Origin of the sequence: Pseudomonas sp. NIBRBAC000502773 (genome assembly GCF_006517195.1) — a bacterium.
In the GTDB taxonomy this organism is placed as follows: Bacteria; Pseudomonadota; Gammaproteobacteria; order Pseudomonadales; family Pseudomonadaceae; genus Aquipseudomonas; species Aquipseudomonas marginalis.
This window is the reverse complement of the sequence record NZ_CP041189.1, coordinates 2,512,331-2,524,989: the sequence shown is the minus strand read 5'-3', so window position 1 is coordinate 2,524,989 and position 12,659 is coordinate 2,512,331. Positions and strand designations below refer to the sequence as shown.

Below are 12,659 nucleotides of genomic sequence, written 5' to 3'. Positions count from 1 at the left end.
GGTGAAGATGTCAATGCAAGTAATGCGCGGCTGGGCGACTCGGCATGCGTCCTGGATGGGCCTGATCGGGCTGCTGGGGGCAACGCACGAGGCGCAGGCCGGTGACTACGATGGCTCACCCCAGGTCGCCGAATTCGTCGGTGAAATGACCCGCGACTACGGCTTCGCCGGTGAACAGCTGATGGGCGTGTTCCGCGAAGCCCAGCGCAAGCAGGCGATCCTCGACGCGATTTCTCGCCCCGCCGAGCGCGTGAAACAGTGGAAGGAATACCGTCCGATGTTCCTCACCGACGCCCGGGTGGCCCGGGGGGTGGACTTCTGGCGCCAGCACGAGGCCGTGTTGGCCCGCGCCGAGCAGGAATACGGCGTGCCGGCCCAGGTCATCGTTGCGATCATTGGTATTGAAACCTTCTACGGGCGCAATACCGGCAGTTACCGGGTGATCGACGCTTTGTCGACCCTGGGCTTCGATTACCCGCCGCGCGCCGACTTTTTCCGCAAGGAACTGCGTGAGTTCCTGCTGTTGGCCCGTGAAGAGCAGGTCGACCCGCTGACCCTCAAGGGTTCCTACGCCGGTGCGATGGGCTTGCCGCAGTTCATGCCGAGCAGCTTTCGCGCCTACGCGGTGGATTTCGACGGTGACGGGCACATCAATATATGGAGCAATCCGGACGATGCCATCGGCAGTGTGGCCAGCTACTTCAAGCGCCATGGCTGGGTCGGTGGCGAGCCGGTGGTGATCCGCGCCGACGTCAGCGGGGAGCGTGCCGATGAAGGCCTGACCCAGGGTATCGAGCCGGCCAAGACCGTCGGGGAGTTGCGGGCGCTGGGCTGGTCGAGTCAGAATGCGCCACGCGACGATATGCCGGTGACGGCATTCCGACTCGAAGGTGAAAACGGCCCTGAATACTGGATGGGCCTGAAGAATTTCTACGCAATCACGCGTTATAACCGCAGTGTGATGTACGCCATGGCCGTGCATCAGCTGTCAGACATGCTGGTCCAAGCACGGGGCAACAAGTAATGCGGGCATCGCCGTTCAATCAACCGCTCAAGCTGGTGGCGTTCGCCGCGTTGTCCCTGCTCGTCGTCAGTTGTTCCACCAGCCGTGGCCCGGTACAGAAGTCCGGCGGCACCGCGGTGCGTTCCCAGCCAGGGCTGGACATCAACCGCGCGCACAAAGATGGCGCACCGTGGTGGGATGTCGACGTGTCGAAGATCCCGGACGCCACGCCGACCCTGCACACCGGCCCGTACAAGGCCAACCCCTATACGGTGCTGGGCAAGTCCTACTTCCCGCTGCAGGACTCCAAGACCTACGTGCAATCCGGCACGGCGTCCTGGTATGGCACCAAGTTCCACGGCCAGAACACCGCCAACGGCGAAGTCTATGACCTGTACGGCATGAGCGCGGCCCACAAGACCTTGCCGCTGCCCAGCTATGTTCGCGTGACCAACCTGGACAACAACCGCACGGTGATCCTGCGGGTCAACGACCGTGGGCCGTTCTATTCGGATCGCATTATCGACTTGTCCTACGCCGCCGCAAAAAAACTCGGCTATGCCGAAACCGGTACCGCGCGGGTCAAGGTCGAAGGCATCGATCCGGCGCAGTACTGGGCCCAGCGTGGCAAGCCCGCGCCGTTGATGCTCAACGAGCCGCAGAGTGCGCAGCCGCAAGTGACGGCATCCACCGGCAAGATCGAACAATGGACACCGCCACCGCAGCAGCACGCACCGGATACGGTGGTCGTGCCCCATGCAGCACCGGGCGCCGCGGTCGCGGGCGGGCAATACCTGCAAGTGGGGGCTTTCGCCAACCCGGATGCGGCAGAACTGTTAAGGTCCAAGCTCAGCAGCATGGTCAGCGCGCCTGTATTCATCAGCTCCATCGTGCGTAACCAGCAAACGTTGCACCGTGTGCGCATGGGCCCGATCGGTTCGCCGAGCGAGGTTGCGCAAGTGCAGAACAGTGTGCGCCTGGCCAACCTGGGGCAACCCAGCGTGGTCACTGCCGAATAATAAATTGATGGTTGAGGCTCGCATGCGGGCCTGGACCCTGGTTGTTGGCTCGTTGAACAATAAAACCCAGGGGCAAGGGGTGAGCGGGCAACCGAACACGCGACAGTCTGGTAGCGGGCTGTCTGAATAAGTTTTGCCCGCGAGGGCAAGTTTCCATAAGCAATTTCGAGAGACGGATGAACATCACCACCTTAGCCAAACGCACGTGCCTGCTTCTTTCGCTGATCATCACCCCGGCCGCCTGGGCGGTTGAAATGGTACCGGCTTCACCGCAACTGGCCGCCAAGTCCTGGGTCCTCATGGATGCCGCCAGTGGCAACGTGCTGGTCGAGAGCAACGGTGACCAGCGCCTGCCACCGGCCAGCCTGACCAAGCTGATGACCGCCTACATCGCGACCCTGGAAATCCGTCGCGGCCAGATCGGCGAAAACGACCCGGTGACCGTCAGCGAAAACGCCTGGCGTACCGGCGGTTCGCGGATGTTCATCAAGGTCGGCTCGCAAGTCACTGTGAGCGACCTGCTGCACGGCATCATCATCCAGTCCGGTAACGACGCCAGCGTCGCCCTGGCCGAGCACATCGCCGGCAGCGAAGACGCGTTCGCCGACATGATGAACAAAACCGTGGCCGACCTGGGCATGACCAACAGCCACTTCATGAACCCGACCGGCCTGCCAAACCCTGAGCACTACTCGTCGGCTCACGACATGGCGATCCTGGCGCGCGCGATCATTCGTGTCGACCCGGTGCACTACGCGATCTACTCCCAGAAGGAATTCTTCTGGAACAACATCAAGCAGCCTAACCGCAACCTGTTGCTGTGGCGCGACAAGACCGTCGATGGCCTGAAAACCGGCCACACCGACGAAGCCGGCTACTGCATGGTGTCGTCCGCGGTACGTGATGGCCAGCGCCTGATCGCCGTGGTCTTCGGCACCAACAGCGAGCAGGCCCGTGCGGCCGAGACGCAAAAACTGCTGACCTACGGTTTCCGCTTCTTCGAAACCCAGACCTTCTACCAGAAGGGTGCTGAACTGGCGACCGCGCCGGTATGGAAAGGCGCGACCTCGCAAGTCAAGGCCGGCCTGGCTGAAGACCTGACCCTGACCATGCCAAAAGGCCAGCTGAAAAAGCTCGCCGCCAGCATGACCATGAACCCGCAATTGGTTGCGCCAATCGCCAAGGGCGACGTGATCGGTAAAGTCGAAGTGAAGCTGGACGACAAGGTGGTGCACAGCGCCGACCTGATCGCGCTGGACGCCGTCGACGAAGGTGGTATCTTCCGCCGCGTCTGGGATAGCATCCGTCTATTCTTCTACGGCTTGTTCAACTGATTGTGTGCACCTGCAAAGCCCCGCGTTGATCCGACGCGGGGCTTTGCCGTCGCCACGGCTTACCGCTTACGAGGCCGTTCTGCCATGACCGATAAAGAAGTAAAGGCGCCAAAGATCGAATTCCCGGTGACGGATTATCCCGTCAAGGTGATCAGCGATACCGGTGTAGGCAACAAAGACAGAATCCTGGATATCGTGCGTAAACACGCGACGATCAATGACAACCGGGTGGACGAGCGTTCGAGCACCAACGGTAAGTACACCACGATCCAGTTGCACATCGTTGCGACCGGTCAAGACCAGCTCTACGACATCAATAGCGAACTGCGGGCCACCGGCTTCGTGCACATGGTGCTGTGATGTCACAGGTCCTGGGCTTTCGCGAGCTCGGCCGGATGGACTACGAGCCCGTCTGGCACGCCATGCAGCGGTTCACGAATGAACGCGGTACTTCGGCGCCCGACGAAATCTGGTTGGTGGAACATCCACCGGTGTTCACCCAGGGCCAGGCCGGCAAGGCCGAACATCTGCTGCTGCCGGGGGATATTCCGGTGGTGCAGGTCGACCGAGGTGGCCAAGTGACTTACCATGGGCCCGGTCAACTGGTGGCGTACCTGCTACTGGACGTGCGCAAGCTGGGTTTTGGCGTGCGCGACCTGGTGAGCCGCATGGAGGCTTGCCTGATCGAGCTGTTGGCCAGTTATGGCGTGAGCGCCGCGGCCAAGCCCGATGCACCCGGTGTGTATGTGGACGGCGCGAAAATCGCCTCCCTCGGTTTGCGCATTCGCCACGGTTGTTCCTTTCATGGCCTGGCCCTGAACGTGGACATGGACCTGGCACCGTTCCGGCGCATCAACCCTTGCGGTTATGCCGGGCTGGCAATGACCCAACTGAGCGACCACGCCACACCGATTAAATTTGCCGAGGTAAGTGCCCGGCTGCGTGCGCAGCTCGTCAAACACCTCGACTATGCTGAGCAGACGACCCTCACGGGCGGAATCGACTGATTATGACTACTGATGCAGTGCAAACCATGATCCCGACGCTGGACATCACCGAGCGTCCGGCCCCGGCCCCGCGTGCCAAGGTGGAAGCCGGCGTCAAGCTGCGCGGCGCCGAGAAGGTTGCACGCATCCCGGTCAAGATCATCCCGACCACCGAGTTGCCGAAGAAGCCCGACTGGATCCGCGTGCGCATCCCGGTTTCGCCGGAAGTCGACCGTATCAAGGCCCTGCTGCGCAAGCACAAGCTGCACAGCGTGTGTGAAGAAGCGTCCTGCCCGAACCTGGGTGAATGCTTCTCCGGCGGCACCGCCACCTTCATGATCATGGGTGACATCTGCACCCGTCGTTGCCCGTTCTGCGACGTCGGCCATGGCCGGCCGAAGCCGCTGGACGTCAACGAACCGGAAAGCCTGGCTATCGCCATTGCCGACCTGAAACTCAAATACGTTGTGATCACCTCGGTTGACCGTGATGACCTGCGCGACGGCGGTGCCCAGCACTTTGCCGACTGCATCCGCGAAATCCGCAAACTGTCGCCGAACGTGATGCTCGAGACCCTGGTGCCTGACTACCGTGGCCGCATGGACGTTGCGCTGGAAATCACCGCTGCCGAGCCGCCGGATGTGTTCAACCACAACCTGGAAACCGTGCCTCGCCTGTACAAGGCCGCGCGTCCAGGTTCGGACTACCAGTGGTCGCTGACCCTGCTGCAGAAATTCAAGCAGATGATGCCGCACATCCCGACCAAATCCGGCTTGATGCTCGGCCTGGGCGAGACCGACGAAGAAGTGATCGAAGTCATGAAGCGCATGCGCGAACACGACATCGACATGCTGACCCTGGGCCAATACCTGCAACCGTCGCGCAGCCACTTGCCGGTGCAGCGTTTCGTGCACCCGGACACCTTCGCCTGGTTCGCCGAGGAAGGCTACAAGATGGGCTTCAAGAACGTCGCCTCGGGCCCGCTGGTACGTTCTTCGTACCACGCCGATGAGCAGGCCAAGCTGGTCAAGGCTAGCCTGGTTTCCTGATCGGGGTTCAGACCCAGTGTGGGAGGGGGCTTATGTGGGAGGGGGCTTGCCCCCGATTGCGGTATGTCAGTCGCCACATGTGCTGGCTGATCCACCGCAATCGGGGGCAAGCCCCCTCCCACATTTCGCTGCGCGTTAGTTAGGGAGAGTTGTGTATGACCGCCGCTGTTCCAGCCCTTCGTTCTGAAGGCACCATCGCCCTGATCGCCCCCGCCGGCCCCGCCGTGCTGGACGTTGAAAAGGCCGGCCAATGGATGCGCACGCGCGGCTACGATCTGCGAATTTTCCCCGGTGTCTATGAGCGCGACGGCTACCTCGCCGGCAGCGATGCCGTGCGCCTGCGTGACCTGCACGCGGCTTTTGCCGATCCACACATCGACGCTATCTTGTGTCTGCGCGGTGGTTATGGCACGCCACGGCTGCTCGACGCGCTGGATTTCGACCTGCTGCGTGCCAATCCCAAGCCGTTCGTCGGCTATAGCGACATCACCGCCCTGCACCTGGCAATCAACCGTTACGCCGGTTTCGTGACTTTCCACGGCCCGATGCTCAACGCCGACCTGCTCGGCGGCAAGCAACCCCTACCGAGTCGTCATTGTTCAGCCTTCTGCGCGGCCAGTTGGGCGCCGGCAGCGTGCTTGCGCACCCGGTGGCGTACCCGCTGACCACGATCGAGCCTGGCATTGCCTGTGGGCGCTTGCTGGGGGGGAATCTGTCGATGATTGCGGCGGTCATGGGCACACCATACGAAATCGACGCAGAAGGCATCATCCTGTTTATCGAAGACGTCAACGAGCCGATCTACCGCATCGACCGCCTGTTGACCCAGCTGCGTCTGGCGGGCAAGTTGGCCCAGGTCGCCGGGGTACTGGTCGGGGATGTGGCGGGTGTGGATAACGTGGCGCTGGAGCGCTTGCTGAAGCAGACGTTCGAGCCGTTGCGCATACCGGTGCTGGCCGGCTGGCGCAGCGGGCATTGCGATCCGAACCTGACGCTGCCGATGGGTGCGTTGGTACGGCTGGATGCGGGGGAGCAGCGGGTGGTGTTGGAGCAGGATGTAGTCTTCAGGTCCTGAATCTGCTGGCGTTTGCTAAACCGCAATCGGGGGCTTGCCCCCGATTGCGGTAGTCGCCATAGGCGGATCTATCGGTTTTGCAGCGACTCCAGCAACTTCACTGTCGGATACCCATCCGCCGGCCAGCCCAACGCCTGCTGCGCCGCCCGAATCGCCTTGCGCGTGTTGGCGCCGATAATCCCGTCCGGGTTGCCCGCGTCATAACCATTGGCGCTCAACGCCGTCTGCAGATCAATGCGCTGGGAGCGACTCAGCGGCAGCTCATCCTTGGGCCAGTCACCACGGATCACACCGCCGCCGCCAAAGCGCTCCGACAACAGGCCAACCGCCAGTGCGTAGGACGACGAGTTGTTGTACTTGAGGATCGCACGGAAGTTATCCAGCACCAGGAACGCCGGGCCACGGTAGCCTGCCGGCAGCAGCAGGGCAGCGGACAGTTGGTCGACGTTCGGCGGCATGCTCGCGCCCGGTGGCAGCTGAATGCCCAGTTTCATCCAATCGGCAATGCTCTTGCGCACGCCGCCGTCAGCCAGGGCGTAGTCGAAGTTCGCCGGCAATTGCTTGACTTCAAAGCCCCACGGCTGGCCCTTCTGCCAGCCTGAGCTTTGCAGGTAGTGCGCGGTCGATGCGAGGGCGTCGGCCGGGCTGTTCCAGATGTCGCGACGACCGTCGCCATCGAAGTCCACCGCGTGGGTGTTGTAAGTGGTCGGAATGAACTGGGTCTGGCCCATGGCCCCGGCCCAGGAGCCCTTCATCTGGTCGGCGGCGATGTCGCCGTGCTGGATGATCTGCAACGCCGCCAGCAATTGCGCTTGGGCAAAGGCCGGGCGACGGCCTTCATAGGCCAGGGTCGCCAGGGAGCGGATCACCGAATTATTGCCCTGGAACTGGCCGAAGTTACTTTCCATGCCCCATACCGAGACCAGCGCCTGGCGGTCGACGCCATAACGCTGCTCGATGCTTTGCAGGATGTCAGCGTACTTGACCAGCAGTGCCTGGCCATTGCGTACGCGCACGGGCGACAGGGCACCGTCGAGGTATTCCCACACAGGGCGGGAAAACTCCGGCTGGCTGCGGTCGGCGCGGATCACCGCCATATCGGGGGTGACATTGGCGAATGCGGTGTCGAAAACGTCGGCCGTGATGCCGGCTTGCAGGGCTTGCGCGCGAAAACCGGCCTGCCATTCAGCAAAGGTCTGGGTCGGTTGGATGTCGAGATTGTCCACGGCCAGCGGGGCCACCACGGCAGGGGCTGCCACGGGGGCGGTCTGGAGCTTCGGCAAGGGTTGGGCATCGGCGGCGGTGGGTTTTTCCGCGCAGGCGACAAGCAGAATGAGGCTGGAGGCAGCGATCAATTGGCGAAGGTGCCAACGACGGGAAAGACAAGAGGGCATGCACAGGTCCAGGAATTACAAATCAGGCACAGACCTTATCATGCCAGAGGGGCGCTTGCCTTCAGGCGGCCAGAAAGTAAGAAGCCTCCCAGCTATTAGACTGGAAGGCTTCGCGGCGGTAGCTGCCTTTGCCCTTGCCGGCGCGTTCCTGACGGCTGCGGAACAGTGGCTGGGCGATGATGGATTTGGCCTTGTTGGGGCCATGCTTGGATGGCTTTTTGCTCATGGTCGATGCTCTTGATAGGGGGAGGTGCGGCGCAAATAGTCTGCCGAAGTCAGGTAGCTGTAAAGCCCATGAATTGTAAACGCACTCAAAAATGTGGGAGGGGGCTTGCTCCCTCCCACATGGGTTCTGTGGTGTTTGGACGCTAGGATTATTCCGCTGGTAATGTCAGGCGCTGACCGGCCATCAACAGCGATAAACGGCTCAAGCTCATCCACGGTGAACCCGCGGCCTGGCCCTTGATCTGTGCATCAATGCGCTGCGCTTCCAGCAACAGCTGCGCCCAGCGTTGCGCCGAGTGCCGTTGCAGGGCTTTGCTCATCAGGGGTTTGCGCTTGTCCCACACCGGTGGTCGCGCCTGGCTGAAGCACTTGTCCAGAGGCGTGCCCTGGCTGTATTGCAGGGCAATATTGGCCAATACCCGTAGTTCCCGGGCCAGGGCCCAGAGAATCACCGGTGGCTCCACACCTTCGCCACGCAGGCCTTCGAGCATGCGCAGGGCATGGGCGGGCTCGCCATTGAGAATCGCATCCACCAGCCCGAACACGTCAAAACGTGCACTGTCTGCCACTGCGCCCTGGACGGTCTCGACGGTAATCTGCCCGTCTTCGGCCATCAGCTTGAGCTTTTCGATCTCCTGGGCAGCGGCAAGCAAGTTGCCTTCGACCCGCGCGGCGATCAGCTCCACTGCATCCTGTGTTGCGGACAGTCCCGCCTGTGACAGGCGTTGGCGAATCCATTGCGGCAGCTGATTGCTGTCCACTGGCCAGATCTGGATGAACTGGGTCTGCGCCCCTTCCACCAGGGCCTTGCCCCACTTGGTCTTCTGCGCGCTGCCGTCGAGCTTGGGCAGGCTGATCAGCAACACCGTGTCTTCGGCGGGCCGCGAGCAGTATTCCATCAGTGCAACCGCGCCCTTGTCGCCGGGCTTGCCCGAAGGCAGGCGCAGCTCCAGCAGGCGTTTTTCGGCGAACAGCGACATGCTTGCACCGGCTTGCAGCAGCGTGCCCCAGTCGAAACTGGCGTCGGCGCTGAATACCTGGCGTTCATCGAAGCCTTGCTGGCGTGCGGCGCTACGGATGGTGTCGGCGGCTTCCTGGCACAGCAGCGGGTCATCACCGCTGACGATGTAGACAGGCGCGAGGCCACCTTGCAGGTGTTTGGCGAGTTGGGCGGGGGCGAGTTTCATAGGCAGGGTGAACGGGGCGCCTGGGGCGCCCCGTCTGGCTTACTCGACAGGGACTTCAACAGGCGATTGTTTCGGCGTGTTGTCTTCGTACTCTTTCGCTGCTTTCAGCGCGTCGGCATCGGCCTTGGCCTTGTCGTCAGCACGTTGCTGCAAGGTTTCGAGTTGTTGCGGAGTCAGCATCGACAGGCGCAGCATCATGCGTTGCACCAGTTCGCGACGCATTTCCTGGCGTACCTGGATGATTTCGGAGTCCGAACCCACCAGGTTGTTACCGTCGTGGCTGACGATCTTCTGCACCTGGATGTTGTCATTCATCAGCGGCAGGTGGTCGCGGCCCTGGATTTCAAAACTGAGCACGGTGCTCAGTTCGACATCGGACGCACGCCCGGCGCTGGCGTAGCTCAGGCTACGCTGGGTTTCTTTCTCGTTAGCCAGGAACAGCTTGTAGGTCGCGCCGGTATAGACGTGCACGCCGCTGTTTTCCAGGACCTGCCGCAGTTGGGTCACTGTTTCGCTGTAGGCGTCGCGAGCGCTGAGGTCCAGTTCCTTGATCGTCAGGTTATTGGTGCCGGTGCCGCGCAGCTGGAAGCCGCAAGCGCTCAGCAGTACGGCGAGACCCATAACCAGCAGATTGCGTTTGATCATTTTGTTGCTCCCCTTGAAACCATGTGGGCCTTATCGAGGCCCTGAAGGCTTTGTTCGGCGCAGGGCTTGAGCCCCACGCCCGATCCGATTAGCTAGCGACGATATTGACCAGTTTGCCAGGCACCACGATCACCTTGCGGATCGTCAGGCCTTCGGTAAAGCGCAGTACGTTCTCGTTGACCCGTGCGGCCGCTTCGACTTCTTCACGGCTGGCACTGGCCGGCATGTCGATCTGGCCGCGCAGTTTACCGTTGACCTGGATCACCAGTTGCAGCGTGTCCTGTACCAGGGCGCTGTCATCCTGTACTGGCCAGCGCGCATCAATCACAGCATCTGTGTGGCCCAGGCGGCTCCAAAGTTCGTGGCTGATGTGCGGCGTGATCGGCGCCAGCAGCAGGGTGACCGTTTCCAGGCCTTCCTGTACCAGTGCGCGATCCTGTTCCGTGGCTTGCGGGGCTTTTTCCAGCACGTTCATCAGCGTCATCACCTGGGCGATGGCGGTGTTGAACTTGTGGTTCTGGCCCACGTCCTGGCTGGCTTGCTTGATGGCCAGGTGGGTGCTGCGGCGAATGAGTTTCTGCTCGTCGCTCAACGACGCCACGTCCAGCTTGGCCGGCAGGCCCTGGCTGACATGGGCGTGCGCCAGGCGCCAGACGCGCTTGAGGAAACGGTGCGAGCCTTCGACGCCGGAATCGGACCATTCGGCGCTCATGTCAGGCGGCGAGGCGAACATCATGAACAGGCGACAGGTGTCGGCGCCGAACTGGTCGATCATCGACTGAGGGTCGACGCCGTTGTTCTTCGACTTGGCCATCTTCTCGGTGCCGCCGATTTCCACCGGCAGGCCGTCGGCGATCAGTCTGGCGCTGATGACCTTGGCTTTGCTGTCGCGCTCAAGCTCGACGTCCGCCGGGTTGAACCAGGTGTAGGCGCCATTGGCTTCGCGACGATAGTAGGTCTCGGCGATCACCATGCCCTGGGTCAGCAGGTTCTTGAACGGTTCGTTGGAACTCACCAGGCCTTCGTCGCGCATCAGCTTGTGGAAGAAGCGCGCATACAGCAGGTGAAGGATGGCGTGTTCGATACCGCCGATGTACTGATCCACCGGCAACCAGTGGTCGGCTGCGGATTTTTCCACCAGGCCGCCTTCATAGTGCGGCGAGGCGTAGCGGGCGTAGTACCACGAGGACTCGACGAAGGTGTCCATGGTGTCGGTTTCACGCTTGGCAGGCTGGCCGCATTTCGGGCAACTGCATTCGTAGAACTCGGGCATGCGCGCCAATGGCGAACCGGCGCCGTCCGGCACCACGTCTTCCGGCAGGACGACCGGCAACTGGTCTTCCGGCACCGGTACGTCACCGCAGGTCTGGCAGTGGATGATCGGGATCGGGCAGCCCCAGTAGCGCTGGCGGCTGATGCCCCAGTCGCGCAGGCGGAACTGGGTGCGCGAGGCACCGAGATTCTTCTTGATCAATGCGACTTCGATGGCGTCGAAGGCACCGGCGAAGTCCAGGCCGTCGAACTCACCGGAGTTGATCAGCGTGCCGTGCTCGTTGTAAGCGTCCTGCCATGGGGCCGGGTTGGTGTCGCCCGAACTGGTCCGGACCACGGACTTGATCGGCAGGTTGTATTTGACCGCAAATTCAAAATCGCGCTCGTCGTGGGCCGGCACAGCCATTACGGCGCCATCGCCGTAGTGCATCAGCACGTAGTTGGCGACCCATACCGGCAACTTCTCGCCGGTCAGCGGGTGCTCGACGAACAGGCCGGTCGGCAGGCCTTTTTTCTCCTGGGTGGCGACATCGGCTTCGGCCACGCTGCCACCTTTGCATTCGGCGATGAACGCCTGCAGCTCAGGATTGTTCTGTGCGGCTTGGGTGGCCAACGGGTGCTCGGCAGCCACGGCGACGTAGGTCGCGCCCATCAGGGTGTCCGGACGGGTGGTGAAAACTTTGAGTGCGCCCGCTTCGCCGATGGAGTCGACGTTGTACGGGAACTGCACTTCCATGCCCTTGGACTTGCCGATCCAGTTGCGCTGCATGGTCTTGACCTGTTCAGGCCAGCCCGGCAAATCGTCGAGGCTAGACAACAGTTCATCCGCGTAGGCGGTGATCTTGAAGTAGTACATCGGGATTTCGCGCTTTTCGATCACCGCGCCGGAGCGCCAGCCGCGACCGTCGATCACCTGCTCGTTGGCGAGGACGGTCTGGTCGATCGGGTCCCAGTTCACGGTGCCGCTTTTTTTGTAGATCACCCCTTTTTCGAACAGGCGGGTGAACAGCCACTGTTCCCAACGGTAGTAATCCGGCTTGCAGGTGGTGACTTCGCGGGACCAGTCCACCGCCAGGCCCAGGCTGCGCAGCTGGGTCTTCATGTAGGCGATGTTTTCGTAGGTCCACTTGGCAGGGGCCACGTTGTTTTTCATCGCGGCGTTTTCCGCCGGCATGCCGAAGGCGTCCCAACCCATGGGTTGCAGGACGTTCTTGCCCTGCATGCGCTGGTAGCGGGAGATGACGTCGCCGATGGTGTAGTTGCGCACATGCCCCATGTGTAGCTTGCCGCTGGGGTAAGGGAACATCGACAGGCAATAGAACGTCTCCTTGCCTGGCTGTTCACTGACTTCAAAGGACTTTTGCTCGTCCCAGAAGGTTTGGGCGGCATTTTCTATTTCACGGGGCTGATATTGTTCGTGCATGGCTACTTTTGAACTGAATAGGGGTGGCCTAATCCTCTTCGGTGCAA

The 12,659-nt window shown here is 61.9% G+C and carries 11 protein-coding genes and 1 pseudogene; 7 read left to right on the top strand and 5 right to left on the bottom strand.

Features of this window, described 5'->3' with window-relative positions; all coding sequences use genetic code 11:
* Nucleotides 1-13: 13 nt before the first annotated feature.
* The 7 genes and pseudogenes from mltB to NIBR502773_RS11565 all read left to right on the top strand — a co-directional run bounded on the left by mltB (nt 14) and on the right by NIBR502773_RS11565 (nt 6,466).
* Nucleotides 14-1,024: a lytic murein transglycosylase B gene (gene mltB, locus NIBR502773_RS11595; protein ID WP_027605237.1), complete on the top strand. Its 1,011-nt coding sequence runs from the start codon at nt 14-16 to the stop codon at nt 1,022-1,024.
* A complete protein-coding gene (locus NIBR502773_RS11590) occupies nt 1,024-2,022 on the top strand; it encodes a septal ring lytic transglycosylase RlpA family protein (protein WP_141156097.1) in 999 nt (332 codons plus the stop codon). Before mltB ends, NIBR502773_RS11590 begins: the two co-directional genes overlap by 1 nt.
* Before the next feature lie 176 nt (nt 2,023-2,198).
* Nucleotides 2,199-3,356, top strand: coding sequence for a D-alanyl-D-alanine carboxypeptidase family protein (locus tag NIBR502773_RS11585; protein ID WP_027605239.1), 1,158 nt, complete (start codon nt 2,199-2,201; stop codon nt 3,354-3,356).
* A gap of 84 nt (nt 3,357-3,440) precedes the next feature.
* A complete protein-coding gene (locus NIBR502773_RS11580; RefSeq protein WP_027605240.1) occupies nt 3,441-3,716 on the top strand; it encodes a DUF493 domain-containing protein in 276 nt (91 codons plus the stop codon).
* On the top strand, nt 3,716-4,363 hold the full coding sequence (lipB, locus tag NIBR502773_RS11575; protein WP_027605241.1) for a lipoyl(octanoyl) transferase LipB: 648 nt from the start codon (nt 3,716-3,718) through the stop codon (nt 4,361-4,363). The genes NIBR502773_RS11580 and lipB overlap by 1 nt, the downstream gene beginning before the upstream one ends.
* Before the next feature lie 26 nt (nt 4,364-4,389).
* Nucleotides 4,390-5,391 (top strand): lipoyl synthase, encoded by a 1,002-nt coding sequence (gene lipA, locus NIBR502773_RS11570; protein WP_057444888.1) that lies wholly within the window; start codon nt 4,390-4,392, stop codon nt 5,389-5,391.
* 155 nt (nt 5,392-5,546) lie between these two features.
* Nucleotides 5,547-6,466: pseudogene (locus NIBR502773_RS11565) on the top strand (LD-carboxypeptidase).
* A 68-nt stretch (nt 6,467-6,534) separates the two neighbouring features.
* Here the strand turns inward: NIBR502773_RS11565 and NIBR502773_RS11560 are convergent.
* The 5 genes from NIBR502773_RS11560 to leuS all read right to left on the bottom strand — a co-directional run bounded on the left by NIBR502773_RS11560 (nt 6,535) and on the right by leuS (nt 12,612).
* Nucleotides 6,535-7,860 carry a lytic murein transglycosylase gene (locus tag NIBR502773_RS11560; RefSeq protein ID WP_065938363.1) on the bottom strand — a complete coding sequence of 442 codons (1,326 nt, stop codon included), beginning with the start codon at nt 7,858-7,860 and terminating at the stop codon, nt 6,535-6,537.
* A 61-nt stretch (nt 7,861-7,921) separates the two neighbouring features.
* Complete coding sequence (gene arfA / locus NIBR502773_RS11555; protein ID WP_003176285.1) at nt 7,922-8,086, bottom strand: alternative ribosome rescue factor ArfA; 165 nt, start codon at nt 8,084-8,086, stop codon at nt 7,922-7,924.
* 148 nt (nt 8,087-8,234) lie between these two features.
* Nucleotides 8,235-9,272 carry a DNA polymerase III subunit delta gene (holA, locus tag NIBR502773_RS11550; RefSeq protein ID WP_141156096.1) on the bottom strand — a complete coding sequence of 346 codons (1,038 nt, stop codon included), beginning with the start codon at nt 9,270-9,272 and terminating at the stop codon, nt 8,235-8,237.
* A gap of 39 nt (nt 9,273-9,311) precedes the next feature.
* Nucleotides 9,312-9,917, bottom strand: a complete 606-nt coding sequence (lptE, locus tag NIBR502773_RS11545; RefSeq protein ID WP_065938361.1) for an LPS assembly lipoprotein LptE — start codon at nt 9,915-9,917, stop codon at nt 9,312-9,314.
* Between the two features lie 88 nt (nt 9,918-10,005).
* On the bottom strand, nt 10,006-12,612 hold the full coding sequence (leuS, locus tag NIBR502773_RS11540) for a leucine--tRNA ligase (RefSeq protein ID WP_141156095.1): 2,607 nt from the start codon (nt 12,610-12,612) through the stop codon (nt 10,006-10,008).
* Between the last annotated feature and the right edge of the window lie 47 nt (nt 12,613-12,659).

Excerpts from the sequence above, each read along its gene's own strand:
- NIBR502773_RS11580 (WP_027605240.1), top strand. The coding sequence starts at position 3,441 with ATGACCGATAAAGAAGTAAAGGCGCCAAAGATCGAATTCCCGGTGACG.
- arfA (WP_003176285.1), bottom strand. The coding sequence starts at position 8,086 with ATGAGCAAAAAGCCATCCAAGCATGGCCCCAACAAGGCCAAATCCATC.
- lipA (WP_057444888.1), top strand. The coding sequence starts at position 4,390 with ATGATCCCGACGCTGGACATCACCGAGCGTCCGGCCCCGGCCCCGCGT.
- lipB (WP_027605241.1), top strand. The coding sequence starts at position 3,716 with ATGTCACAGGTCCTGGGCTTTCGCGAGCTCGGCCGGATGGACTACGAG.
- holA (WP_141156096.1), bottom strand. The coding sequence starts at position 9,272 with ATGAAACTCGCCCCCGCCCAACTCGCCAAACACCTGCAAGGTGGCCTC.
- leuS (WP_141156095.1), bottom strand. The coding sequence starts at position 12,612 with ATGCACGAACAATATCAGCCCCGTGAAATAGAAAATGCCGCCCAAACC.
- NIBR502773_RS11585 (WP_027605239.1), top strand. The coding sequence starts at position 2,199 with ATGAACATCACCACCTTAGCCAAACGCACGTGCCTGCTTCTTTCGCTG.
- NIBR502773_RS11560 (WP_065938363.1), bottom strand. The coding sequence starts at position 7,860 with ATGCCCTCTTGTCTTTCCCGTCGTTGGCACCTTCGCCAATTGATCGCT.
- lptE (WP_065938361.1), bottom strand. The coding sequence starts at position 9,917 with ATGATCAAACGCAATCTGCTGGTTATGGGTCTCGCCGTACTGCTGAGC.
- mltB (WP_027605237.1), top strand. The coding sequence starts at position 14 with ATGCAAGTAATGCGCGGCTGGGCGACTCGGCATGCGTCCTGGATGGGC.
- NIBR502773_RS11590 (WP_141156097.1), top strand. The coding sequence starts at position 1,024 with ATGCGGGCATCGCCGTTCAATCAACCGCTCAAGCTGGTGGCGTTCGCC.